The organism is Xanthomonas sp. WHRI 8393 (genome assembly GCF_040203315.1).
In the GTDB taxonomy this organism is placed as follows: domain Bacteria; phylum Pseudomonadota; class Gammaproteobacteria; order Xanthomonadales; family Xanthomonadaceae; genus Xanthomonas; species Xanthomonas arboricola.
Window position 1 is genome coordinate 834,234 of sequence record NZ_JBEGGL010000002.1, and the last position, 24,611, is coordinate 858,844.

General features: G+C 65.3%; 19 protein-coding genes and 1 tRNA gene. 16 read left to right on the plus strand and 4 right to left on the minus strand.

The genetic code is table 11. The features are described 5' to 3' along the window. The first annotated feature begins 51 nt into the window (after positions 1–51). From ABQ137_RS09720 to ABQ137_RS09740, 5 genes are all read left to right on the plus strand, one after another. Positions 52–2,433: a glycoside hydrolase family 95 protein gene (locus ABQ137_RS09720; protein WP_349782200.1), complete on the plus strand. Its 2,382-nt coding sequence runs from the start codon at positions 52–54 to the stop codon at positions 2,431–2,433. Further along, positions 2,430–3,923, plus strand: coding sequence for a xylulokinase (gene xylB, locus ABQ137_RS09725; RefSeq protein ID WP_016903224.1), 1,494 nt, complete (start codon positions 2,430–2,432; stop codon positions 3,921–3,923). The genes ABQ137_RS09720 and xylB overlap by 4 nt, the downstream gene beginning before the upstream one ends. A gap of 47 nt (positions 3,924–3,970) precedes the next feature. Beyond that, positions 3,971–5,308: a xylose isomerase gene (xylA, locus tag ABQ137_RS09730; RefSeq protein WP_104568532.1), complete on the plus strand. Its 1,338-nt coding sequence runs from the start codon at positions 3,971–3,973 to the stop codon at positions 5,306–5,308. Positions 5,309–5,395: 87 nt separating this feature from the next. Continuing rightward, positions 5,396–6,823 carry a sugar porter family MFS transporter gene (locus tag ABQ137_RS09735; RefSeq protein WP_016904374.1) on the plus strand — a complete coding sequence of 476 codons (1,428 nt, stop codon included), beginning with the start codon at positions 5,396–5,398 and terminating at the stop codon, positions 6,821–6,823. 384 nt (positions 6,824–7,207) lie between these two features. Next, positions 7,208–8,746: an MASE1 domain-containing protein gene (locus ABQ137_RS09740; protein ID WP_065032301.1), complete on the plus strand. Its 1,539-nt coding sequence runs from the start codon at positions 7,208–7,210 to the stop codon at positions 8,744–8,746. Here ABQ137_RS09740 and ABQ137_RS09745 read toward each other — a convergent pair. Together ABQ137_RS09745 and ABQ137_RS09750 are read right to left on the minus strand one after the other, a co-directional pair. Then, positions 8,700–9,167 carry a hypothetical protein gene (locus tag ABQ137_RS09745; protein WP_184517803.1) on the minus strand — a complete coding sequence of 156 codons (468 nt, stop codon included), beginning with the start codon at positions 9,165–9,167 and terminating at the stop codon, positions 8,700–8,702. The genes ABQ137_RS09740 and ABQ137_RS09745 overlap by 47 nt on opposite strands. 210 nt (positions 9,168–9,377) lie before the next feature. Beyond that, positions 9,378–9,602 carry a hypothetical protein gene (locus tag ABQ137_RS09750; protein WP_054591106.1) on the minus strand — a complete coding sequence of 75 codons (225 nt, stop codon included), beginning with the start codon at positions 9,600–9,602 and terminating at the stop codon, positions 9,378–9,380. Between the two features lie 219 nt (positions 9,603–9,821). Here ABQ137_RS09750 and ABQ137_RS09755 point away from each other — a divergent pair, with 219 nt between their 5' ends. Continuing rightward, the gene (locus ABQ137_RS09755; RefSeq protein WP_349782204.1) at positions 9,822–10,982 is read left to right on the plus strand and encodes an N-acetylmuramoyl-L-alanine amidase; all 1,161 of its coding nucleotides are present in this window, start codon (positions 9,822–9,824) and stop codon (positions 10,980–10,982) included. Positions 10,983–11,017: 35 nt separating this feature from the next. After that, complete coding sequence (folE2, locus tag ABQ137_RS09760) at positions 11,018–11,941, plus strand: GTP cyclohydrolase FolE2 (RefSeq protein ID WP_349782206.1); 924 nt, start codon at positions 11,018–11,020, stop codon at positions 11,939–11,941. Positions 11,942–12,381: 440 nt separating this feature from the next. Here folE2 and ABQ137_RS09765 read toward each other — a convergent pair. After that, a tRNA-Glu gene (locus ABQ137_RS09765) sits at positions 12,382–12,456 on the minus strand. A gap of 47 nt (positions 12,457–12,503) precedes the next feature. Between ABQ137_RS09765 and pcnB the strand changes: the two genes are divergently transcribed. The 8 genes from pcnB (at position 12,504) to ABQ137_RS09805 (ending at position 19,246) form a co-directional block, all read left to right on the plus strand. Continuing rightward, positions 12,504–13,871 (plus strand): polynucleotide adenylyltransferase PcnB, encoded by a 1,368-nt coding sequence (gene pcnB, locus ABQ137_RS09770; RefSeq protein WP_349782208.1) that lies wholly within the window; start codon positions 12,504–12,506, stop codon positions 13,869–13,871. Positions 13,872–13,874: 3 nt separating this feature from the next. After that, positions 13,875–14,360: a 2-amino-4-hydroxy-6-hydroxymethyldihydropteridine diphosphokinase gene (folK, locus tag ABQ137_RS09775; RefSeq protein ID WP_349782210.1), complete on the plus strand. Its 486-nt coding sequence runs from the start codon at positions 13,875–13,877 to the stop codon at positions 14,358–14,360. A 35-nt stretch (positions 14,361–14,395) separates the two neighbouring features. Next, positions 14,396–15,211 (plus strand): 3-methyl-2-oxobutanoate hydroxymethyltransferase, encoded by an 816-nt coding sequence (panB, locus tag ABQ137_RS09780; protein ID WP_039510407.1) that lies wholly within the window; start codon positions 14,396–14,398, stop codon positions 15,209–15,211. Next, positions 15,208–16,050 carry a pantoate--beta-alanine ligase gene (panC, locus tag ABQ137_RS09785; RefSeq protein ID WP_349782212.1) on the plus strand — a complete coding sequence of 281 codons (843 nt, stop codon included), beginning with the start codon at positions 15,208–15,210 and terminating at the stop codon, positions 16,048–16,050. Before panB ends, panC begins: the two co-directional genes overlap by 4 nt. Before the next feature lie 176 nt (positions 16,051–16,226). Further along, complete coding sequence (gene panD, locus ABQ137_RS09790) at positions 16,227–16,607, plus strand: aspartate 1-decarboxylase (RefSeq protein ID WP_039527638.1); 381 nt, start codon at positions 16,227–16,229, stop codon at positions 16,605–16,607. Further along, a complete protein-coding gene (gene pgi, locus ABQ137_RS09795) occupies positions 16,604–18,118 on the plus strand; it encodes a glucose-6-phosphate isomerase (RefSeq protein WP_349782215.1) in 1,515 nt (504 codons plus the stop codon). Before panD ends, pgi begins: the two co-directional genes overlap by 4 nt. A 156-nt stretch (positions 18,119–18,274) precedes the next feature. Continuing rightward, complete coding sequence (locus ABQ137_RS09800; RefSeq protein ID WP_184517211.1) at positions 18,275–18,619, plus strand: type II toxin-antitoxin system prevent-host-death family antitoxin; 345 nt, start codon at positions 18,275–18,277, stop codon at positions 18,617–18,619. Positions 18,620–18,622: 3 nt separating this feature from the next. Next, a complete protein-coding gene (locus tag ABQ137_RS09805) occupies positions 18,623–19,246 on the plus strand; it encodes an ATPase (RefSeq protein ID WP_184517214.1) in 624 nt (207 codons plus the stop codon). Between the two features lie 254 nt (positions 19,247–19,500). Here ABQ137_RS09805 and ABQ137_RS09810 read toward each other — a convergent pair whose 3' ends face one another. After that, positions 19,501–21,456 (minus strand): PhoX family protein, encoded by a 1,956-nt coding sequence (locus ABQ137_RS09810; protein ID WP_026064900.1) that lies wholly within the window; start codon positions 21,454–21,456, stop codon positions 19,501–19,503. Positions 21,457–21,891: 435 nt separating this feature from the next. Between ABQ137_RS09810 and ABQ137_RS09815 the strand changes: the two genes are divergently transcribed. Continuing rightward, positions 21,892–24,504 carry a glycoside hydrolase family 3 protein gene (locus ABQ137_RS09815; protein WP_349782218.1) on the plus strand — a complete coding sequence of 871 codons (2,613 nt, stop codon included), beginning with the start codon at positions 21,892–21,894 and terminating at the stop codon, positions 24,502–24,504. Positions 24,505–24,611: the final 107 nt, after the last annotated feature.

Genomic DNA, 24,611 nt, shown 5'->3' on the forward strand with positions numbered 1-24,611 from the left:
TCGCCGCAAGGCTCGGGCGTGCAGGTCCGGTCATGCAGCACGGTGGTGCACGTGCTGACCCGCAGGGAAGTCTGTAAGGCAACCGGTGCCGCACTCGCGGCGCTGGGCGCTGCGCCGGCTGGCGCCGCCATTGCTGCGCCGGCCAAGGCTGCCGGCGAGCAATCGCTGCCTGCCGTTGCTGCGGGCGATGCCTTGCAGCTGTGGTACCGCGAACCGGCCAACGAGTGGGTGCAGGCGCTACCGGTCGGCAACGGCCGGCTGGGCGCGATGGTGTGGGGCGGCATTGCCCACGAGCGCCTGCAACTCAACGAGGACACGCTGTACGCAGGTGGCCCGTACGATGCCACCAGCCCCAACGCACTGGCGGCCTTGCCACAGGTGCGCGCGCTCGTGTTTGCCGGGCGCTATGCCGAAGCCGAAACCCTGGCCGACGCAAAGATGCTCTCGCGTCCGCTCAAGCAGATGCCGTATCAACCGCTGGGCGATCTGCTGCTGGATTTCGATCGTGCCGACGGCATCAGCGAGTATTGCCGCCAGCTCGATCTGGATACCGGTGTGGCCACCACCACGTTCCGCTCCGGCGGTGCTGTGCACAAGCGCGAAGTGTTCGTGTCGGCGCAATCGCAATGCATCGTGGTGCGCCTGTCCTGCGATCGGCCACGCGCGATTTCCCTGCGCGTGGGCATCGACAGCCCGCAGACCGGTGCGGTCACGGTGGAGCAGGGCGGGCTGCTGTTCAGCGGCCGCAACGGCAGCTTTGCCGGCATCGACGGCAAGCTGCGTTTCGCCTTGCGCGTGCTGCCGCAGGTCAAGGGCGGTACGCTCAGCGGGCTGCGCGACCGCCTGCGCATCGAGGCCGCCGATGAAGTGGTGCTGCTGCTCACCGCCGCCACCAGCTACCAACGCTTTGATGCAGTCGATGGCGATCCGCTCGCATTGTCCGCAGCAAGCATGCAGAAGGCGGGCAAGCTGGACTATGCCGCATTGCTGCGTGCGCATCTGGTCGATCACCAGCGGCTGTTCCGGCGCGTGGCGATCGATCTGGGCACCAGCGAGGCGGCGGCACTACCCACCGACGAGCGCGTGCAGCGTTTTGCGCAGGGCAACGACCCGGCGCTGGCCGCGCTGTATCACCAGTTCGGCCGTTACCTGCTGATCTGCAGCTCGCGGCCCGGCACCCAGCCGGCCAATCTGCAGGGCATCTGGAACGACCTGATGCAGCCGCCCTGGGAAAGCAAGTACACCATCAACATCAACACCGAGATGAACTACTGGCCCAGCGAGGCCAATGCGCTGCACGAGTGCGTCGAACCGCTGGAATCCATGTTGTTCGATCTGGCCAAGACCGGCGCGCACACCGCACGTGCGATGTACGACGCACCGGGTTGGGTGGTGCACAACAACACCGATCTGTGGCGCCAGGCCGGGCCGATCGATGGTGCCAAGTGGAGCCTGTGGCCGATGGGTGGCGTCTGGCTGCTGCAGCAGCTGTGGGACCGCTGGGATTACGGCCGCGACCGTGCCTATTTGGACAGGATCTACCCCTTGTTCAAGGGCGCGGCGGAGTTCTTCGTCGCCACGCTGGTCAAGGATCCGCAGACCGGCGCGATGGTGACCAACCCGTCGATCTCGCCGGAAAACCAGCATCCGTTCAACGCCGCGCTATGTGCCGGCCCCACCATGGATGCGCAGCTGCTGCGCGATCTGTTCGCCCAATGCATCGCGATGAGCAAGCTGCTCAAGGTCGACGACGCCTTCGCGCAGCAACTGAGCACGCTGCGCGAGCAATTGCCGCCCAACCGCATCGGCAAGGCGGGGCAATTGCAGGAGTGGCAACAGGACTGGGACATGCAGGCGCCGGAGATCCATCACCGCCATGTCTCGCATCTGTATGCCTTGCATCCTTCGAGCCAGATCAATCTGCGCGATACGCCCGAGCTTGCCGCCGCGGCCAAGCGCACGCTGGAAACGCGCGGCGACAACACCACCGGCTGGGGCATCGGCTGGCGGCTGAATCTATGGGCACGGCTGGCCGATGGCGAGCATGCCTACCGCATCCTGCAACTGCTGATCTCGCCCGAGCGCACCTACCCGAATCTGTTCGACGCGCATCCGCCGTTCCAGATCGACGGCAACTTTGGAGGTACCGCCGGTATCACCGAAATGCTGCTGCAAAGCTGGGGCGGCAGCGTGTTCCTGCTGCCTGCCTTGCCCAAGGCATGGCCGCGCGGCAGTGTGCGTGGCTTGCGCGTGCGCGGCGGTGCCAGCGTGGACCTGCAGTGGGAGGGCGGCCGCCTGCAGCAAGCACGCGTGCACAGCGAGCGGGGCGGGCGCTATCAACTGTCTTACGCAGGGCAGACCCTGGACCTGGAACTGGGTGCTGGCCGCACCCGGCAGGTGGGCCTCAACAACAACCGATTGGTGACGCAATGAGCTTGTACGTAGGACTGGATGTGGGCACGCAGAGCGTCAAGCTGGTGGCCTACGATCCGCAGGAGCGCGCCGTGGTCGCCACGATCGCCGCGCCGATGGAACTGATCAGCCGCGACGACGGCACCCGCGAGCAACAGGCGCAGTGGTGGATCGACGGCATCGTGCATTGCTTCGCGCAGCTCGATGGTGAGCAGCGTGCGCAGGTGCGTGGCATCTCGGTCTCCGGCCAGCAGCACGGCTTTGTGCCGGTGGCCGCCGATGGCAGCGTCACCGCACCGGTAAAGCTGTGGTGCGATACCAGCACCGCACTGGAATGCGAGGAAATCATGGATGCGGTGGGCGGAGCCGCAGGCAGCGTGGCCACCGCCGGCAACCCGATCATGGCCGGCTACACCGCCTCCAAACTGCCGTGGACGCGCAAGCATCGCCCCGAGGCGTATGCGGCGATGACCACGGTGATGCTGCCGCACGACTACGTGAACTTCTGGCTCACCGGCGAGCGCTTTGCCGAAGTCGGCGATGCCTCCGGCACCGGCTGGCTGGACGTGCGCACGCGGCAGTGGTCCGAGCGCATGCTCGGCGCGGTGGATGCGCAGCGCGACCTGCGCGAGGCACTGCCGCCGCTGGTGGAGACCGGCGCGGTCTATGCCTTGTCCGACGCAGCCGCCGATGCCTTGAATCTGCCGGCCGGCGTGCGTGTCACCACCGGCGGCGGCGACAACATGATGGCCGCCATCGGCACCGGCAACGTGGTGCCGGGGCGCCTGACCATGAGCCTGGGTACCTCGGGCACCTTGTTCGCCTACGCCGATCACCCGGTAGTGGACGACGAGGCACGCTGGGCCGCGTTCTGCTCGTCCAGCGGCGGCTGGCTGCCGCTGATCTGCACCATGAACTGCACCGTCGCCACCGAGGCGGTGATGCGCATGTTCTCGATCACCCGCGAGCAGACCGACGCCCTGATCGCCAGCACCACGCCCGGCGCCGATGGGCTGGTGCTGCTGCCGTTCTTCAACGGCGAGCGCACCCCGGACTTGCCGGCCGCCCGCGGCTGCCTGTTCGGCATGGACCTGCACAACACCACCCCGGCGCATTTCTACCGCGCCGCGATGGAAGGGGCGACCTATAGCCTGCGCAACGGCTTCGATGCCTTCGTTGCGGCAGGTCTGCAGTTCGACACCATCCTGCTCACCGGCGGCGGCAGCAAGAGCGCGCAATGGCGGCAGATGGTGGCCGATATCTTCAACCTGCAGGTCGTGGTGCCGACCCAGCCCGAAGGCGCTGCCTTCGGTGCCGCGCTGCAGGCCTTGTGGGCCTGCGATCGCGATGACGGCGGTACGCACGCGTTGTCGGATGTGGTGCTGGAGCATCTGCAGGTCGACGACAGCCTGTCGGCGCGCCCGGATCCGCAGCGCGTGGCCCAGTATCAGCAGCACTACCAGCACTTTCTCAAGCACCTGCATGTGGTCAGCCCGCTCTACGCCGGCTGATCGACACGCTTTCTACAACTCCCCCAGCAGCAAGGACATTCCACCCCATGAGCAACACCGTCTACATCGGCGCCAAGGAATATTTCCCCGGTATCGGCAAGATCGGCTTCGAAGGCCGCGACTCGGACAACCCGCTGGCGTTCAAGGTCTACGACGCCAACAAGCAGGTCGGCGACAAGACCATGGCCGAGCATCTGCGCTTTGCCGTGGCCTACTGGCACAGCTTCTGCGGCAACGGCGCCGATCCGTTCGGCCCGGGCACGCGTGCGTACCCGTGGGATATCGGCAACACCGCGTTGAATCGTGCCGAAGCCAAGGCCGATGCCGCGTTCGAATTCTTCACCAAGCTCGGCGTGCCGTACTACTGCTTCCACGACGTGGATCTGTCGCCCGATGCCGACGACATCGGCGAGTACCAGAGCAACCTCAAGCACATGGTCGGCATCGCCAAGCAGCGCCAGGCCGATACCGGCATCAAGCTGCTGTGGGGTACCGCCAACCTGTTCTCGCACCCGCGTTACATGAATGGTGCGTCGACCAATCCTGACTTCAATGTCGTCGCGCGTGCGGCGGTGCAGGTCAAGGCCGCGATCGATGCTACCGTGGAATTGGGCGGCGAAAACTACGTGTTTTGGGGCGGCCGCGAAGGCTATGCCTGCCTGCACAACACCCAGATGAAGCGCGAGCAGGACAACATGGCGCGCTTCTTGACCCTGGCACGCGACTACGGCCGCGCGATCGGCTTTACCGGCAACTTCCTGATCGAGCCCAAGCCGATGGAGCCGATGAAGCACCAGTACGACTTCGACAGCGCCACGGTGATCGGCTTCCTGCGCCAGCACGGCCTGGACCAGGACTTCAAGCTCAACATCGAGGCCAACCACGCCACGCTGTCGGGCCACAGCTTCGAGCACGACCTGCAGGTGGCATCCGATGCCGGCCTGCTGGGCAGCATCGATGCCAACCGCGGCAACCCGCAGAACGGCTGGGATACCGACCAGTTCCCGACCGACCTGTACGACACCGTCGGCGCGATGCTGGTGGTGCTGCGCCAGGGCGGGCTGGCACCGGGCGGGCTGAACTTCGATGCCAAGGTGCGCCGCGAGTCGTCCGACCCGCAGGATCTGTTCCTGGCGCATATCGGCGGCATGGACGCGTTCGCACGCGGGCTGGAAGTGGCCAATGCGCTGCTGACCTCCTCGCCGCTGGAACAGTGGCGCGCCGAGCGTTACGCCAGCTTCGACAGCGGCGCGGGTGCGGACTTTGCCAACGGCAGCAGCACGCTGGTGGATCTGGCCAAGTACGCCGCCGGCAACGAACCCAAGCAGCTCAGTGGCCGTCAGGAAGCCTACGAGAACCTGATCAACCAGTATCTGACCCGTTGATGTCCCGTGGCCGGCGGCGCACTGCGCGTCGCCGGCCGATGTCGGCCGCCCCCGTGGCCGCTCCCTTGCATGCTTCCAGGTGAATCCATGTCCAGTGTCTCCGTGAACGGCGCCCCCGATGCCGGTGAGAACACCCGTTTTATCGTCCTGATCAGTTGCGTAGCCACGATCGGCGGTTTTTTGTTCGGTTTCGATAGCGGTGTGATCAACGGCACTGTCGACGGCCTGAAGCAGACCTTCAATTCCAGTGCCGCCGAGACCGGGTTCGAAGTCGCCTCGATGCTGCTGGGCTGCGCCATCGGCGCCTTCTTTGCCGGCCGTCTGGCCGACCGCTGGGGCCGCCGTGCGGTCCTGATCATTTCGGCGGCACTGTTCCTGCTCTCGGCCATTGGCGCCGGTGCCTCGCACAGTTCCGGCTTCTTCATCTTCGCTCGTGTGATGGGCGGCTTTGCGGTGGGCGCCGCCAGCGTCATCTCGCCGGCCTACATCGCCGAGGTCGCCTCCGCGCGCTATCGCGGCCGGCTCGCCACGATGCAGCAGATCGCCATCATCAGCGGGCTGTTTTGCGCATTCCTGAGCAACTACCTGCTGGCCAACGCCGCCGGTGCCTCCACCGAGCCGCTATGGGCAGGGCAGGCCGCCTGGCGCTGGATGTTCTGGATGCAGGCGGTTCCCTCGCTGCTGTTCCTGTTGCTGTTGCTGGTCATCCCGGAAAGCCCGCGCTACCTGGTGGTCAAGGGCCGCCGCGAGCAGGCGCTGGTGGTGTTGAAGCGGCTGTACGGCAACGCCGCCGCGCAGACCAAGCTGGCCGAGATCTCGGCCTCGATGTCGGCCGACCAGCACAAGCCCAAGTTCTCCGACCTCATCAACAAGGCCACCGGCAAGATCCGCCCGATCGTCTGGATCGGCGTGGGCCTGGCGGTGTTCCAGCAACTGGTCGGCATCAACGTGGTGTTCTATTACGGCGCGGTGCTGTGGCAGGCGGTGGGCTTCTCCGAGCAGGACGCACTGCTGATCAACGTGCTCTCCGGTGGCCTGAGCATCGGCGCCTGCCTGGTCACGGTGATGCTGGTCGACAAGATCGGCCGCAAGCCGTTGCTGTGGATCGGCTCGGCCGGCATGGCGGTCTCGCTGGCCCTGGTGACCTATGCCTTCGCCACCGCCTCGCTGGACCCCAACGGCAAGCTCGCCATGTCCGATGCCATGGGCATGCTCGCGTTGGTGGCCGCCAACGTCTACGTGGTGTTCTTCAATGCCTCGTGGGGCCCGGTGATGTGGGTGATGCTGGGCGAGATGTTCCCGAACCAGATCCGCGGCTCGGGCCTGGCCATTGCTGGCGCCGCACAGTGGACCTCCAACTTCGCCATCACCGTCAGCTTCCCGATCCTGCTCGGCAGCATCGGCCTGGCCGGCGCTTACGGCATCTACACCGTGGCCGCCTTCATCTCGGTGTTCTTCGTGCTCAAGTACGTCTACGAGACCAAGGGCAAGGAGCTGGAGCAGATGGAGGGCTGATCTGCTCCGTTATGCGGATATCGGCATGGAAGACGAACAAGGCCGCGCACTGCGCGGCCTTGTTCGTTAATGGTCTTGCCGGGACCTTGCCGATGTCTCGCATGCCTGCATCGCTGCAGGCGCCCCAATCGCGCTGGCTGTCATCGTCGGGCTGGATTGGGTGCATGCATCGTCTCGTGACTGCCTGCTGCTCCGGCCTGTGCTGTGTCAGGCGGCCTGATTCCCATGTGGCCCAACGCACCACCAAAGTGCAATGCGCGTCTTCAACGGCGATAACCGCCTGGGAGGGCACCGGCTCTTTTTGCAAATTGTGCGCCACCGCTATACTCCACTAGGCAGTTTCCCTCCAGACTAGGGCGAATCGTGGAACCAAGGAGTGGTGGTATGGCGGTAGCTAAAGAGCTTGTCAGGGGCATGCTGATCAGCGTGTGCTACTGCCTGGTGTTTCTGATGCTTTGGCGTTTTTCCCTTGATCAGTGGTACCTACCAGTTGGTTTGCGGGTTGTTACCTTGCTCTATCGACCTTATCGGGAGTGGCCGTTTCTGTTGGCGGGGGACGCCGCAGCGATGTTGTTCCTGCGGATTCCTTTGGGCGAGCTTCAGGGGTTCAGCCCGCTCTGGTCGTATTTGAGCCCCCTATTGCACGCGCCCTTGATCGCCTGTGCGATTGGACTGCTACGTTACCGCGCTCCTTACATCGTCAAGCGGGAGCAGTGGCTTGTCCCCGCGGCTCTCGCGCTAGCGCTTTGGAATGCGTTATGCAGCCTGTTATTGAATGGGCTGCTCGGTGGGCCGCCGATCTACCCTGTAATAGACCTGCTGTTGCGATATGGGGCGGGCAGCTATCTCGGCGTGCTCACCCTGTTGTTGCCGGTAATGTTGTGGGCCAATTGGAATGAGAGCCCTGTGCGTTCCAGTTTTCCGCGGGATGTTGGTGTCGCTGTGGTTGTTGTCCTCAGCTTCTTCTTCACTCTTAGTGTCCTGAATGATCCATCGATTCGAAACGTTTTGATGGTCGCGATGCTCGTACCGATGGTGGTACTGACTTTCAGGCATGGGTGGAGAGGGAATGCCTTAGGGGCGCTGTTGGCAAGCTTTGCGCTTGAGTTCTCGATGCCTAAGGTGTATCAGCTCGGGTTCTTTGATCAGGCTGTTTTCAATATCCAACTGCTTTATGCGTTTGTGACGACGATTCTGTTTGTCTTCAACGCCCGTCTGCGTGAGCCTGCCCGCGGCGGTATATCGAATCAGTCGAAGGATGATATTTATACCTTTGGTCGCGCAAGTTACGCCAGCGCCGAGCGCCTGTTGCGCAATCGCGTGCTTGAATACTCCGACATCAATGTGCAGATCAATCGGATGCGCAAAGATGTGGTGGCCGATTTGAGAGCAAAAGGGCAGCATTCGGTTGCGATGGAGATGACACGAGTGGGTGTTATCGAATCGCAGCTGTTGCAGCAATATGTGGCTGCATTGTATCCGTTGGAAATAGAAACGCATGGGTTGTATCAAGCGCTATGTTCGCCGGCGCTTGAGCGCTTCTGCGCTTCCAAGTTCCAATGTGTGTTTCGTGGCGACTGTAGGAGCCTGTCTTTGGAGCTACAGTTGAGTGCCTATCGCAGTGTGCTCAATTGCGTCGAGATTCTGCCTCCGGCTGGTAGGCATTTCATCCAGGTGCGTGCATGGATAGCGAGGGAGACGCGTGGTGTTGCAGTGCGTGTTATTGCTGATTCCTCATCGGTTGACGCGGTACGGCGCGACTCGAATGACGTAGAAGCAGAACTGAAAGCAAGATTGAAAGCGCATGGCGGCATGTTTCATCGCCGCCATGCATTGGTTCTGACATTCCTGGTGGCTGAAGCCAATCCCGTACTGGTCAGGGAGACACGATCCACTGATCCCCAGTTGCTCCGCGCCGTGTGAGCACTGTGAAGTTTCTTGTCTTATAGACAAGTTGGGCTTGATTGAGCTGGGCTGCATCGTTTGCAGTCAGCTCGCTCAGGCTTGGAGCTGAGGAGATTTTATTTTTCTTGGGCAATACAACGCGATCCACATCCTTGCCCATTGGTAGGGTCCATAGAGCGTCATCCACCCGGGCGACGACAGCGTGGACCACACCGGTGACGTCGTTGATTTGCAAATATGTCACGCCATCACGATGGAACTCGTAGATGGCAAGCGAGGAGTCCATAGCGAGGTTGGCTGCCTTGGGATTGCTATCGCCAAGCCCGACGGCGGGCGCGCCGATGCCGCCACTGGGACAGCAATCAGCCATCGCCGCGCTCGATGCGAAGAGTCCGACGATTAAACAAAAAGCTATAGGCCAGGTTTTTGCGTTCTTCATGATTTTGCCTTCCCCCTGCATGGGGCAACTCCGCCTGCGATTCAGGCGCTTATACGTTACGTGTTGAATGGCAGATTTTGTTGATTGTTTGTCGCAGAAAATGGCTGCGGCATACCGTCCGCCGATCAGCGAGGAACAGTCAACCGCATCCGCTGTTACCTGGACCTATCCGGTCAGGCGTGATGTGCAGTGCTGGAGCGCGCGCGCTATTTAGCGGCTCGGCTCGAGTTCGCCACCGGCACGTTCAAACCATCCAATCACTCGCCGGTGATGAGATTCGCCCCAACGACGCAAGAACTGCTGGGTGTGGTGGTCGCCGAGGTCGCGCAGGCTGGCGAGTCGTTGGGCGATGAAAGGGGCGGTCAGCGGCTGGGCGCAGTCGACTTCGATGCAGTGGCGCCAGGCGGTATAGCTGTCGGGGATGACGGGCGACATCGTTGTGCTCTTCGGTAAAAGTGAACGTGAGGGCAGTGGCGGGGCACGGCGGGCTTGATTTTGCGCAACAAGTGTTACTTTATAACACTTCATCCATCGTTCGTCCGGTCACGCCGTGTCGCGTTCCTTGCCGCAGAGTGTCGTTTGCCTGGTCACCGTGCCGAACCGTCCGTGCTCCAAGTGGCGCGTTGGCCGCGTCGATCCCCCGGGGTTGGCCCGATGAGGCGGCGGCAGGTGTTGCACGCCGTCGGTGCCGCCTTGGTGCTGTCGCCGCGCCTGGTCCACGCGCAGCCGCAGCCGCTGCTGCGCAGTTGCAATCTGCAGCGTCAGGGCGCGGGGCTGCGACTTCGGCTCGCATTGAGTACGCAGGTCGCCTACCGCAGCTTCAGCCTGTCCAATCCAGCGCGCTTGGTCATCGACCTGCCGGGCGTTTCGACGCAACCACCACAGATCGATCCATTGCCTGACGGTCTCGCAGTCGTTGCCATCCGTAGCGGCTCGCATGGCGATGGGCTGCGCGTGGTGCTCGATCTGGTGCAGCCGCTGACAGCCACGGCGCGCTGGGAGGATGGTGCGCTGGTGGTCGATCTTGCTGCTGTGCCCGGCACTGCGTCGTTGTCCGCAGCCGATCCCGCCGAGCCGGCCGTTGCGGCGGCTGCGCCCACGCGCTCCCGCCTGCATCCCTACGTGGTCGCCATCGACGCCGGTCACGGCGGCAAGGATCCCGGCGCGGTCAGTGCCGATGCGCGCTACGAGAAGCATGTGGCCATGGCGGTCGCGGGGCGGCTGCACCAGCGCCTGGCGGCCGATCCGCGTTACCGGCCGACCATGATCCGCAGCGATGATCGCTTCGTGGCGTTGCACGAGCGGGTGTTGATCGCCCATCGCCGCAATGCCGATCTGTTCGTGTCCATCCATGCCGATGCTGCGCCCAGCAGCCAGGCGCGCGGCGCGTCGGTATTTGTCTTGTCGCAGAACGGCGCCAGCTCTGCATTGGCGCGCTGGATCGCCGACAGCGAAAACGCCGCCGACGACATGGGCGACAGTGCGCGCCGTCTGCGGGTGCCCAGCAATCCGGTGTTGTCGCAGGTGCTGGCCGACCTGTCGCTGAGCGGCACCATCGCCAGCAGCGTGGCGTTCGGCAAGGTGATGCTCGGGCGGCTGCAGCAGGTGACGCGGCTGCATCAGGACCAGGTCGGGCAGGCCGGCTTTGCCGTGTTGAAGTCGCCGGATATTCCGTCGCTGCTGGTGGAAACCGGCTTCATGAGCAATCGCGACGATTGCCGGCGGCTGTGCGGCGATACGCATCAGGACGAACTGGCGCACATGCTGCATGCCGGTATCGACGATTACTTCCAGATGTTTCCCGGTCGCGCCTGAGGCGCGATTGCCCTCATCCCTTCTACGAGCTTTCGATGTCCGCCACGCTGCCCGATGTTGCCGTTACCGAACCTTCCCCACTGAGCGCGCCGCTGCGCTGGGTCGGCATGCAGGACATCGCCGTGCCGCTGCGGCTGGCCGATGCTGGGCCCGGCGGCAGCGTAGCCGCGCGTGCCAGCGTGCAGGTGGATCTGCCGCGCCCGGAACTCAAGGGCATCCACATGTCGCGCTTGTACCGCCTGCTGGATCGGCATCTGGAGCAGCCGGTGTCGCCGGCGATGGTGTCGCAGCTGCTGCAGGCGCTAATCGACAGTCATGCCGATTGCGGCAGCCGTGCGGCGCGGCTGGCGCTGAACTTCGAGTTGATGCTGCGGATGCCGGCGCTGCGCAGCGAAGGACTGAGCGGTTGGCGCGCCTATCCGGTGCGCATCGATGCGCAATCCAGGGCAGGCCGCACCGAGATCCAGTTGCAGGTCGATGTGCTGTACGCCTCCACCTGTCCCTGTTCGGCGGCCTTGTCGCGCCAGTTGCTGAGCGATGCGTTTTTGCAGCAGCACCAAGGGCGCGATGCGTTACCGCTCGCAAAGGTTGCGCAATGGCTGCAACACAACGGTTCGTACGCCACGCCGCATAGCCAGCGCAGCGTGGCACGGGTGCGCGTGGAGCTGAGCGCATGCGCGCAGCGCTTGGACATCCGCGAGCTGGTCGGCCTGTGCGAACAGGCACTGGCGACGCCGGTGCAGGCGGCGGTACGGCGCATCGACGAGCAGGCGTTTGCCCGCTTGAATGGCGCCAACCTGATGTATGTCGAAGATGCCGCGCGGCGGTTGCGCAAGGTGCTGGCCGAGCGCCATGCCGTCTTCCATGTGGCGGTGCGCCATCTGGAAAGTCTGCATGCCCATGACGCCATTGCCGAAACCGACAGCGATGCCGGCGCGTTTCATCCATTGGCCGAGTGAGGAGTTGCCATGCAATGCAAACATCCACGTCGATCTGCCGTTGCTGCGCGCCAATGCGAGATTGATCGCACGCTGCGGCGATGCGGACGCGCGGTCGCGCAGGCCTATGTGTTGATCGGGCCGTACATGATTTTCGTAGTGGGGTGATCGGCAAGAGCCACGCCTATGCGCCGCTGCCAGGGTGCACGACGTGCAGCCGCAGGACTGAAGTGCGCGATCGGCGGCAAGGCGCAACCCGCAGCGCCCGGCGCCGTAACCAGCCTCAGCCAGTCGGCGCATCTCAGCACCTTGGATCGATGGCGTTGCCATGGGAGCTGCGCTTATCTGACCCCTGGGCCGGGATCAATGCGCGTCCACCCGACCAGCGGCAACCACCCATGCCCAATAACGCAAAAACCCCGCAATGCGGGGTCTTAGCGTGTTCTGCAGTCAGACGACGGTGGTGCTCCCTAGGGGACTCGAACCCCTGTTTTAGCCTTGAGAGGGCCACGTCCTAACCATTAGACGAAGGGAGCGTTTGGTGCGTCTTGTGCAGCGCGCTAGTATAGTGCGCTAAAACCCGTTGGGCAATCCTGCAACACAAGACGGAAGCGCCATCATCGAACCCTCAGTTACATCTCCGTTCACGCTGCGCGTCATCCCACGCGATCAGCACACCATCTCGCGCAAGGACATCAGCCCCAACGCGCTGCGCGTGCTGTACCGCCTGCGCGAGTCGGGCTTTGGTGCCTACCTGGTCGGCGGCGCCGTCCGCGACCTGCTGGTCGGCGGCCATCCCAAGGATTTCGACGTGGCCACCAGCGCCACGCCGGAAGAAGTCAAGGCGCTGTTCCGCAACTGTCGCCTGATCGGCCGCCGCTTTCGCCTGGCGCACGTGGTGTTCGGCCGCGAGATCATCGAAGTGGCCACGTTCCGCGCCAACATCGACGATGGCAGCGGCGACCGCGAACTGGATAACGGCCGGCTGGTGCGCGACAACGTCTATGGCACCATCGAAGACGATGCGATCCGTCGCGACTTCACCTGCAACGCGCTGTACTACGCGATCGAGGATTTCTCGGTACGCGACTACTGCGGCGGCTTCGAGGACGTGCAGGCACGCCTGATGAAGCTGATCGGCGCCCCTGAGCTGCGCTACCAGGAAGATCCGGTGCGCATGCTGCGCGCGGTGCGTCTGGCGGCCAAGCTGAACTTCGATATCGAAGCCGGTACCGCAGAACCCATCCCGCGCCTGGCCGGTCTGTTGTCCGAGGCCGCGCCGGCGCGCTTGTTCGAAGAAATTCTCAAGCTGTTCCTGTCCGGACACGGTGTGGCCAGTTTCGAGGGGCTGGAGCGTTACGGCCTGCTCGGTGCGCTGTTCCCGGAGAGTGCGGCCGCATTGCGCTCCAACCGCAGTGGCGCATTGCGCGCCATGGTGCTGGAAGGCCTGCGCAATACCGATGCGCGCGTGGCCAACGACGAGCCGGTGTCGCCGGCGTTCCTGTTCGCCCTGCTGCTCTGGCCGGCGTTCTGCCGCACCTTGATGGGTCTGCAGGCGCAGGGCGTGCAGCCGGAAGACGCGCAGCGTCGCGCCGCCGACCGGGTCACCCTGCATCAGCTCGAGCGCGTGGCGCTGCCGCGCCGTTTCTCGCTGCCGATGCAGGAAATCTGGCTGCTGCAGACGCGCTTCTCCTCGCGTCAGCGCAAGCGCGTGTTCCGCACCTTGTCGCACCCGCGTTTCCGCGCCGCGTTCGATTTCCTGGTGTTGCGCCAGTTCGCCTCGGCCGATCACGCCGCCGATGTGGAGTTCTGGCGTGAGGCGCAGAAGTCCTCCGGCCAGGAACTGGTCGATGCGATCGAAACCGCGCAGGCCGATCACGAAGGCAAGGAAGGTGCACCGCGCAAGCGGCGCCGCCGCCGCCGTCGCACCGGCGCGCCTGCAGGCGAGTAGGGCGTGCACACCGCCTTCGTCGGCCTGGGCGCCAACCTGGGCCCGGCCGAGGCCAGCGTGCGCGCGGCCATCGCCGCACTGGGCGAGCTGCCGCAATCCACCCTGATTGCCGCCTCGCGCCTGTACCGCACGCCGGCCTGGGGCCACGAAGACCAGCCCGATTTCATCAATGCGGTGGCGCAGCTGCGCACTGCGCTGGCGCCATTGCAACTGCTGGAGGCCTTGCTCGGCATCGAGCAGGCCTTCGGCCGGCAGCGTATCGACGGCGAGCGCTGGGGCCCGCGCACGCTGGACCTGGATCTGCTGCTGTACGCCGATCAGGTGATCGACCTGCCACGCCTGCAGGTTCCGCACCCGCATCTGCAGGCGCGCGCCTTTGCGCTGCTGCCGCTGTCCGAGCTCGCTCCGGAGGCGATCATTCCGGGTCATGGAACAGTGCGACACGCCCTGCAGGCCATCGATGTCTGCGGGCTGGAGCCGATTGGGTAGATAATGGCCGGCTTATCACCCCACGTAATGACTTCATGAGCAGCCATACCGACAGCAAGCCCTGGACCGTGCCCGCCTTGGCGCAGGCCAAGCGCGAGGGTCGAAAACTGGTCATGTTGACCGCCTACGACGCCGGCTTTGCGCGGACCTTCGATGCCAACGGCGTGGACCTGATCCTGGTTGGCGATTCGCTGGGCATGGTGGTGCAGGGGCACGATTCGACCTTGCCGGTGACCACCGCCGACATGGTCTACCACACCGCCGCAGTGGCCAGGGTGCTGGAGCGGGCGTTGCTGGTGGCCGATCTGTCGTTCCAGGCCGATGCCACGCCCGAGCGCGCACTGGACGCTGCCACCCAACTGCTGCAGGCTGGCGCGGAGATGGTCAAGATCGAGGGCGCCGGGCACAAGCTCGAGGTGATCCGCTATCTGGTCGAGCGCGAGATCCCGGTCTGCTCGCATCTGGGGCTGACCCCGCAATCGGTGCTGCGTTTTGGCGGTTACACGGTGCAGGGGCGCGGCGAAGCCGGCGAGCAGTTGCGTCGCGACGCGCAGGCCGTGGTCGATGCCGGTGCCAGCCTGGTCGTGCTGGAATGCGTGCCCACGCCGATCGCCACCCAGATCAGCGCCGCGCTCGGCGTGCCCACCATCGGCATTGGCGCCGGTCCCGGCTGCGATGGCCAGGTGCTGGTGATGCACGACATGCTGGGCCTGGACAGCGGTCACCGCCGGCCCAAGTTCGTCAAGGATTTCCTCGCCGAAGGCGGCTCGGTGGCGGGCGCGGTGCGCGCTTACGCGCAGGCCGTGCGCGACGGCAGCTTCCCCGACGCAGCGCACGCGTACGCCGCATGATCCAGACCCTGACCGATCTTTCCACCCTGCGCGCACTGGTCACCGGCTGGAAGCGCGAGGGCCTGCGCGTGGCGCTGGTGCCGACCATGGGTAACCTGCACGCCGGCCACTATTCGCTGGTGATGCTGGCGCGCCAGTACGCCGACCGCGTGGTGTCGAGCGTGTTCGTCAACCCGACCCAGTTCGGCCCCAACGAAGACTTCGCACGTTACCCGCGCACGCCGGAGGCCGACCTGCGCGGCCTGGAAGACGCCGGTTGCGATGCACTGTGGCTGCCTGACGTGGGCACCATGTATCCGCTCGGCACCGCACTGGCCACTCCGATCCACGCGCCGGGCGTCAGCGACGTGCTGGAAGGGGTGTGCCGGCCGGGGCATTTCGACGGCGTGTGCACGGTGGTGGCGCGGCTGTTCAACCAGGTGCAGCCGGACGTTGCCGCTTTCGGCAAGAAGGACTATCAGCAGCTGGCGGTGATCCGCCAGATGGTGGCCGACCTGGCGTTTCCGATCGAGATCCTGGGCGGCAGCATCGTGCGCGAGGCCGACGGCTTGGCGATGAGCTCGCGCAACCAGTATCTGACCGCCGACGAGCGCCCGCGCTCGACCCAGATCCGCAAGGTGCTGCTGCAGATGCGCGACAGCTACGCCGGCGGTACGCCGCGTGCGCAGGTCGAGGACGCCGCCACCCAGGCGCTGGAACAGGCCGGTTTCCGCGTCGATTACGCGGTGGTGCGGCTGCCCGACCTGAGCGAACCGGGCGACAGCCATGCCGGCGCGCGCGTGGCCCTGATCGCCGCCCGTCTGGGCAGCACGCGGCTGATCGACAACCTGGAATTCTGAGCGGTCTGATACCGCTGCAGGCGCTGCGTCAGGCCGCGACCGGCAACGCCTGCGCTCCTGCGCACAGGCGCGGTTGTCCAGCGCCGGCCTGAAGCCCTCACCACCGGTTGCGCGGCAGGCCGGTGGACATCGGCGCTTTCCGCTAAAATGCCGGCTTTCCTTTGCCGTTGCCCGTCATGCACCTGTCCCTGCTGAAAGCCAAGATCCACCGCGCCACCGTCACCCATTCCGAGCTCAATTACGAAGGCTCGATCGCCATCGACGGACTGCTACTGGAAGCCACCGGCATCCGTGAGTTCGAACAGGTGCATATCTGGGACGTCACCAACGGTGCGCGTTTCAGCACCTATGCCATCCGTGCCGACGAAGGCAGCGGCATCATTTCGCTCAACGGCGGCGCCGCGCGTCACGTGCAGGTCGGCGACCTGATCATCGTGGCCGCCTTCGCCAGCATGAGCGAAGCCGAAGCCGAGACCTTCAAGCCCAATCTGGTATATGTGGACGGCAACAACACGATCACCCACACCAACCACAGCATCCCCACGCAGGCCGCATGACACATACCAACGGATTCGACGCGCTTCACGCCCACGCCCAGCGCCTGCGCGGCGCTGCCATCCCCGCATTGCTTGCCGCCGAGCCGCAACGGCCGACGCAATACGCCAGGCAGGTCGGTCCGTTGTATTTCAATTTCGCGCGGCAGAAGTACGACCGCGCCGCGCTGGATGCCTTGTTCGCCATCGCGCGCGAGCGTGACCTGGCCGGCGCGTTCCAGCGCCTGTTCCGCGGCGAGCAGGTCAATGTCACCGAACAGCGCGCTGCATTGCACACCGCATTGCGCGGCGACCTGACCGATGCGCCGGTGGCCTCCGAAGCGTATGTCACCGCTGCGGAAGTCCGCCAACGCATGGGCGCGCTGATCCAGCAGCTGGAAGCCACCGACGTCACCGATATCGTCAGCGTCGGCATCGGCGGTTCGGACCTGGGGCCGCGGCTGGTGGCCGATGCCTTGCGTGCGCCGTCGGGTGCGCGTTTCCGCGTGCATTTCGTCTCCAATGTCGACGGCGCGGCGATGCAGCGCACGCTGGCCACGCTGGACCCGGCACACACCGCCGGCATCCTGATTTCCAAGACCTTCGGTACCCAGGAAACGCTGCTCAACGGCAGCATCCTGCACGCCTGGCTGGGCGGCAGCGAGCGCCTGTACGCGGTGAGTGCCAATCCCGAGCGCGCTGCCAAGGCCTTCGACATCGCACCGAGCCGCGTGCTGCCGATGTGGGACTGGGTCGGTGGGCGTTATTCGCTGTGGTCGGCGGTGGGTTTCCCGATCGCGCTGGCGATCGGCTTCGAACGTTTCGAACAATTGCTGGAAGGTGCTGCGCAGTTCGACGCGCATGTGCTCGACACGCCACTGGAAGAAAACGTCGCCGTGCTGCACGGCCTGACCGCGGTGTGGAACCGCAACCTGCTCGGCAGCGCCACGCATGCGGTGATGACCTATGACCAGCGCCTGGCCCTGCTGCCGGCCTACCTGCAGCAGCTGGTGATGGAAAGCCTGGGCAAGCGGGTCAAGCTCGACGGTTCTGCAGTGGACAGCGACACCGTGTCGGTGTGGTGGGGCGGTGCGGGTACCGATGTGCAGCACAGCTTCTTCCAGGCGCTGCACCAGGGCACCAGCGTGGTGCCGGCCGATTTCATCGGCACCGTGCACAACGACGATCCGTATGCGGAGAACCACGTCGCGCTGATGGCCAACGTGCTGGCGCAGACCGAAGCGCTGGCCAACGGCCAGGACAGCAGCGATCCGCACCGCAGCTATCCGGGCGGCCGCCCAAGCACGGTGATCCTGCTCGATGCGCTGACCCCGCAGGCGCTGGGTGCGCTGATCTCGATGTACGAGCACAGCGTCTACGTGCAGTCGGTGATGTGGGGCATCAACGCGTTCGACCAGTTCGGCGTGGAGCTGGGCAAGCAGCTGGCCAGCCAGTTGCTGCCGGCACTGAAGGGCGAGTCGGCCGACGTGGCCGACCCGGTGACACGCGAGCTGCTGGCCAAGTTGCGCGGCTGAGCCTGTTGCGCATCGATGGTGTCAGAAGACGGGGCCTGCGGGCCCCGTTCTGTTTCTGGAGTTCCTGCCTGGCAATAAATTGGACCAAATGGCCAAATTTCCCAAAATGGGACGTTGGGAGTAGGCTGAGGCCACCACAGCGCGCAGGACCGTCCCATGTCTCGCCTCCAGGATCTGCCCGAGCTCGAAAAATCCCCCGCCGCCGACATCAAGGTGAAGGGCTGGCCCAGCCTGATGCGCAAGGTGCGCTCGCATGGCGCGGTGGTCATCACCAACCACAATCACCCCGAGGCGGTGGTGGTGGACGCGGAGGAATACCGCCGGCTGGTCAGCCAGGCGAGTGCAGCGACGGCCGCCTCGACGCGTGCGCAGTCGCTGCAGGTATTGCAGACCAAGTTCGATGCGCATCTTGCGGCGGTGACCGATGGCGCAGGCCTGGCCCAGGTGATCGGCAAGCCGGCACGCCGGGGCAGCAAGATCACCCTGGGGCCGTCGCTCTAAATCGTGGGGAACATTCTGGTGCTTGCCGGCGTCAACGGCGCCGGCAAGAGTTCGCTGCTGGGCAGCCTGCTGCGGGAAGATGGCGCCACCTGGTTCAACCCGGATGCGTTCACCCGGGACCTGGTGGAGCAGGACTGGTCACCCGGAGACGCCAATGCGCAAGCCTGGCAGGAAGGCGTGCGGCGGCTGCGTCAGGCCATGGCCGCCGGCCACGACTATGCATTCGAAACCACCCTGGGCGCGACCACCATCCCGCGCCTGCTGCGGCAGGCCTGTGCGACGCACACGGTGGCGGTCTGGTTCTGCGGCCTGTCGAGCGTCGAGCTGCATATCGCACGTGTGGCGGCGCGCGTGGCCGCAGGCGGGCATGCCATCCCCGAGCACAAGATCCGCGAGCGTTACGATGCCTCGCGTGCCAATCTGATCGCGCTGTTGCCGCACCTGTCGGTGCTGCATGTCTACGACAACAGCGCGCCTGCCGACGCGACCGGGCAGGTCGCGCCGCTGCTGGTGCTGGAACTGGACCGCAATGGCCTGCAATACCCGCAAACGCCCGAAGAACTGGCGCAGGTGCCCGATTGGACCAAGCCCATCGTGATGACGGCGCTGGAGTTGCGGCAGTCCTGACCGCGCTCAGGCACTTGCGGTCTGATCCGCTTCTCGCGCCCAGGTGCGCTCCTACTGGCTTTGCGACAGCAGCGAGAACGCCACGCTGCACGTGTCAGCCTCACCCGTAGGAGCGCGCCCGGGCGCGACAGGCATACCGGGAAAGCTCCTCGCGCCCAGGTGCGCTCCTACTGGCCCTTGCGACAGCAGCGATAACGCCATGCTGCACGTGTGAGCTGTAGCGTCACGCGGCGCTGCAACTGCAACGGCGGCGCTTACGCCTTGCCCAGCTTCACCGCCACCGGGTCGCCGGTGAGGTAGCCCACCGCCGCGCCGAAACGGTTCTTGTAGTTGGCGCGGATCAGCGGATCCAGCGTGGCCTTGACGGTGTCGTGCAGGGGGCTTTCCCAGTCGCCGGGATGCTGGAAATTGCTCATCACGTAGGTCCAGCCGTGGATCTGGTCGACCGCATGCAGGCCGGTGGATTCGGCGCCGGCCGGCACCGACAGCACCCGCGTCAGCGTGCCGCTGTCCACGTTGTAGGCCCACAGGAAATTGTTCACGTGCAGGCTGCTGTCTTCGCCGATGAACAAGGTGCGTAGCGCTTCGGAGAACTTGAGGTTGTCCGGGTTGGCCAGCCGTTCCGGGTCGGCCAGGTTGCCCAGCGCGTCGGCCTTGGCCAGATCGTGGCCGGTGAGTGCGGCCGGTGCGGCCATGTCGATCGGCACCCAGTCGCTGTGGATCGGCGCGCCGTGGTTGTCGCGCTGGCCGCCACGCAGATTCAGGGCGTACACCGCACCCGCATCCGGGCCTTCCACCTTCACGTCGCCCGAGCCGTTGCGCATGCTGGTGACGATGTAGGACATCGCCATGTAGGCAATCTTGTCGCGCGCGTTGACGGTGGTGCCTTCGAGCTTGGTGAAGCCCAGGCTGCCGCCGGCCAGCGCCGCGTAGCGATGGGTTTCCAGATAAGTCGCCGCCTTCTCCATGCCCGGCTTGATGCGGATCCAGTTGAAGGTGCCGTTGAACGGGATCTTGGTAAACGAGGCATCGCCCGGGTCGCTCAGATGCACGTCGAGGATGTCGGCGGCGGTCAGGCGGTCGGCCATGGCCTGGATCTCGGCACTGGTGGCGTGGCCGAGCTTGATCCAGCGCAACGTGGCCGCGCCCGGGCCCACGCCCGAGGTCTGCTGCCACTTGCCCACGTACAAGGTGCCGGCCGACAGGTCCGCCTTGCGGTCGGCGATGAACATGAAAAGACCGCCATTGGTGGCGTCGTCGCCCATCAGCACGGTGCGCTGGTCGGGCATCACCTGCACCAGCTCGTGCGAGATGCGGCCCAGGCAGTAGTGCTTGCGCACGCTCCCGGTGCCGTCCGGGTGCACGGTGATTTCGGGCAGGTGGCCGTAGTGATACGGATTGGCTTTTTCCGGGTCGCCGTACAGATGTGTGCTGTAGCTGCGGAACTGGGTGTTGCCGGCCAGCGCGGTGGCGTCGGGTTCGTACTCTTCGCTGGACAGGTGGGTATTCCACGGCGACAGGCTGGCGCCGCAGGTGGTCCACAGCCCGTGCACCGGCGCGGTGTCGACGTTGTGGTATTTCACCAGCGACAGCTTGCCGGTGGCCGGGTCCTGATCCAGCGTCAGCACCGCGATCGGCGCGGGCAGGTGGCGGTTGGTGTCGTTGCCGGCCTGGTCGCGGGTGGTGTATTCGAACTGCACCACCGCAAACACGTGGTTGCCCTTGACCCCGGGCACCTTGGCATCGGGCAGGGTCAGCAGCGAGGAGCCGTCCGGGCAATCGGAAAAGAACGGGCGTTCGGCACCGGGTTTGGAGCGGTCGATGATCGGCCGATGCTGGATGTCGTAATAGCCACCGGCCAGCACGGTGCCGCCCTTGCCGTCGGGCACCTGGTCGCCGGTGACGAAGAACGGGTGGTACGCAAGCGCATAACGCTGGGTGCTGCCGTCGCTGCGCGCCACCGTCAGCGCCGACCCCACCGTGGTGGTGGCCATCGCCGCGGGGTTGGCCAGGCTGGGTGCGGGCATGCCATGGAAGGTGGCCGACACCAGCTGGGTCGGGTTGTCCGACGGCCGCAACGGGTGTGCGGCCAGTGCCGCGCCGCCGAGGTGTTGCAGGGCGGCGGCGCTGGCGCTGCCCAGCGGCAACAGCGGGACGGACGCCAGCAACTGCATCAGGCGGCGGCGGGCGGGATCGGGGGAGGCAGACATCGAAACTCCAGGCAAAGACGACGATCGACGATGGCCGGTGGCGCATCGGCAAGCCAGTCACGCTAGGCCCGGGGTATGACAGTTGTTTGACGGCGAGCTCACCCGTTGGCGGGCGTTCGTACACGGTGCAACAAGCGAACCCAGCAACGCGCGTACAGGTGACAGGAGCTGCGCAATGGTGATCGCGGGCAGTGGTGCATTGCAGCAAACTGTGCCGCCGCGAAAGATCAAGCGCCACGCCGGATTCGGCGCTTTGCCGTGGTTTGACAGGTGCTGCCGGTATTCCAAGCCTATAGCCCGGGCCAATAAGTTGGCCGGCGTTTGGCATACAAGCGCGTGTTGTTGACAGGGTAGGGGAATCACGCAAGCGTACGCCGCCTAATGGCCTGCGGCGTCACGCATCGCCGTGGGGAGAACCACCTGGAGACCTGAATCTTGGACAAGCTGCTTCGTCGTACCGCCGCGCCCGTGGCGCGTCGTGCCCTCTCTCTGGCCACCGCCGCAGCGGTGCTGATGCTGGCCGCCTGCCAAGGCAAGGACACCGCTGCCGAGGCGAGCAAGACCGCACCGGCCGCCGCACCTGCCGAGGCGTCCACCACGATCCATCCCGACCAGTGGCCGTCGCCGAAGTGGCCGTTCGCCCAGGACCAGGCCCTGGAGCAGCGCATCACCGATGTGATGGCCAAGATGAGCGTCGAAGAGAAGGTCGCGCAGACCATCCAGGGCGACATCGCCAGCATGACCCCGGACGATGTGCGCAAGTACCGCATCGGCTCGGTGCTGGCCGGCGGCAATTCCGATCCAGGCGGCAAGTACGACGCCAGCCCGGCCGAGTGGTTGAAGCTGGCCGACGCCTTCTATGAAGCGTCGATGGACACCTCCAAGGGCGGCAACGCGATTCCGATCATCTTCGGCATCGATGCGGTGCACGGCCAGAGCAACATCGTCGGCGCCACGCTGTTCCCGCACAACATCGGCCTGGGCGCCACGCGCAACCCGGAGCTGATCAAGCAGATCGGCGAAGTCACCGCCGCCGAAACCCGCGTCACCGGCATGGAGTGGACCTTCGCGCCGACCGTGGCGGTGCCGCAGGACGACCGCTGGGGCCGCAGCTACGAAGGCTATTCCGAGTCGCCGGACGTGGTGGCCAGCTTCGCCGGCAAGATGGTCGAAGGCGTTCAGGGCGTGCCGGGCACCCCGCAGTTCCTCGATGGCAGCCACGTGATTTCCTCGGTGAAGCATTTCGTCGGCGACGGCGGCACCACCGACGGCAAGGACCAGGGCGACACCAAGGTGTCCGAAGCCACCATGCGCGATATCCACGCGGCCGGTTACCCGCCGGCGATCGCGGCCGGTGCGCAGACGGTGATGGCCTCGTTCAACAGCTTCAACGGCGAGAAGATGCACGGCAACAAGGTCATGCTGACCGACGTGCTCAAGGGCCGCATGAACTTCGGCGGTTTCGTGGTCGGCGACTGGAATGGCCACGGCCAGGTCAAGGGCTGCACCAACGAAAACTGCCCGGCCTCGTTCATTGCCGGCGTCGACATGGCGATGGCCTCCGACAGCTGGAAGGGTATCTACGAGACCGAACTGGCGGCAGTGAAGTCGGGCCAGATCTCGGCCGAGCGCCTGGACGATGCGGTGCGCCGGATCCTGCGCGTCAAGCTGCGCCTGGGCCTGTTCGAAGCCGGCAAGCCGTCCAAGCGCCCGCTCGGTGGCAAGTACGAATTGCTCGGCGCGCCGGAACACCGCGCGATCGCCCGCCAGGCGGTGCGCGAGTCGCTGGTGCTGCTCAAGAACCAGGCCGGCATCCTGCCGCTGGATCCAAAAAAGCGCGTACTGGTGCTGGGCGACGGTGCCAACGACATGGGCAAGCAGTCCGGCGGCTGGACGCTGAACTGGCAGGGCACCGGCACCAAGCGCAGCGACTACCCCAATGGCAATACCATCTGGGAAGGCCTGGACAAGCAGATCAAGGCCGCCGGCGGCAAGGCCGAGCTGGCAGTCGATGGTGCGTACAAGGCCAAGCCCGACGTGGCGGTGGTGGTGTTCGGTGAGAACCCGTACGCCGAATTCCAGGGCGACATCGCCACCCTGCTGTACAAGCCGGGCGACGAGAGCGAGCTGGCGCTGATCAAGAAGCTCAAGGCCGAAGGCATCCCGGTGGTAGCTGTGTTCCTGAGCGGGCGTCCGTTGTGGATGAACCAATACATCAATGCCGCCGATGCCTTCGTCGCCGCCTGGTTGCCCGGTTCGGAAGGCGAGGGCATTGCCGACGTGCTGCTGCGCAAGGCCGATGGCACGGTACAGAACGACTTCAAGGGCAAGCTGAGCTTCTCCTGGCCCAAGACCGCGGTGCAGTTCGCCAACAACGTCGGGCAGAAGGATTACGACCCGCAGTTCAAGTTCGGCTTCGGCCTGACCTACGCCGACAAGGGCGACCTGGCTGCGCTGCCAGAGGAATCGGGCGTGTCCGGCGAGCAGTCGGTGGGCGGGGTGTACTTCGTGCGCGGCAAGCCGGCACTGGGCATTGCGATGCAGCTGTCCAATGCCAGCCAGGCCAACATGCCGGCCACCACGCTGCCGGTGGGTCTGTCCGATGGCAGCCTGAAGATGACCGCGGTCGACCACAAGGCGCAGGAAGATGCACGACGTCTGGTCTGGTCCGGTGCCAAGGCCTCCAGCGTATTGCTGGTGTCCGGCAAGCCGGTCGATGTCTCGCGTGAGAGCAACGGCGATGTGCAGTTGCAGCTGACCGTGCGCCGCGACAGCGCGGTGACCGCGCCGGTGTGGCTGGGCGTGGGCTGTGGCGACAAATGCGGCGGCCGCGTCGATGCGCAGAAGACCCTGGCCGCGCTGCCGCAGGGCCAGTGGAAGGTGGTCGGCGTGCCGTTGAAGTGCTTCGCGGTGGCCGGTGCGGATGTGACCAAGCTGACCCAGGTCGCCAGCATCGAAAGCGCTGCGGCGCTGGACCTGTCGGTGTCGAAGATCGCACTGGGCGCGCTCAACGAAGCCGAAGTCACGCTCGACTGCCCGGTCAAGTAAGCAGCACACCCGCAGGCGCGCTTGCGGGTATGCCCAGGTAACAACCCCATACATGCGTCGCCGGCCCCGGCGACGTGTCAAAGCGGCCACCCTCAGCGGTGGTGTCA

Coding starts and splice junctions, on each gene's coding strand:
- xylA (WP_104568532.1), top strand. CDS start 3,971: ATGAGCAACACCGTCTACATCGGCGCCAAGGAATATTTCCCCGGTATC.
- ABQ137_RS09745 (WP_184517803.1), bottom strand. CDS start 9,167: ATGAAGAACGCAAAAACCTGGCCTATAGCTTTTTGTTTAATCGTCGGA.
- panB (WP_039510407.1), top strand. CDS start 14,396: ATGAGCAGCCATACCGACAGCAAGCCCTGGACCGTGCCCGCCTTGGCG.
- ABQ137_RS09735 (WP_016904374.1), top strand. CDS start 5,396: ATGTCCAGTGTCTCCGTGAACGGCGCCCCCGATGCCGGTGAGAACACC.
- folE2 (WP_349782206.1), top strand. CDS start 11,018: ATGTCCGCCACGCTGCCCGATGTTGCCGTTACCGAACCTTCCCCACTG.
- ABQ137_RS09800 (WP_184517211.1), top strand. CDS start 18,275: ATGTCTCGCCTCCAGGATCTGCCCGAGCTCGAAAAATCCCCCGCCGCC.
- panD (WP_039527638.1), top strand. CDS start 16,227: ATGCACCTGTCCCTGCTGAAAGCCAAGATCCACCGCGCCACCGTCACC.
- ABQ137_RS09755 (WP_349782204.1), top strand. CDS start 9,822: ATGAGGCGGCGGCAGGTGTTGCACGCCGTCGGTGCCGCCTTGGTGCTG.
- panC (WP_349782212.1), top strand. CDS start 15,208: ATGATCCAGACCCTGACCGATCTTTCCACCCTGCGCGCACTGGTCACC.
- ABQ137_RS09750 (WP_054591106.1), bottom strand. CDS start 9,602: ATGTCGCCCGTCATCCCCGACAGCTATACCGCCTGGCGCCACTGCATC.
- pgi (WP_349782215.1), top strand. CDS start 16,604: ATGACACATACCAACGGATTCGACGCGCTTCACGCCCACGCCCAGCGC.
- ABQ137_RS09740 (WP_065032301.1), top strand. CDS start 7,208: ATGGCGGTAGCTAAAGAGCTTGTCAGGGGCATGCTGATCAGCGTGTGC.
- xylB (WP_016903224.1), top strand. CDS start 2,430: ATGAGCTTGTACGTAGGACTGGATGTGGGCACGCAGAGCGTCAAGCTG.
- ABQ137_RS09810 (WP_026064900.1), bottom strand. CDS start 21,456: ATGTCTGCCTCCCCCGATCCCGCCCGCCGCCGCCTGATGCAGTTGCTG.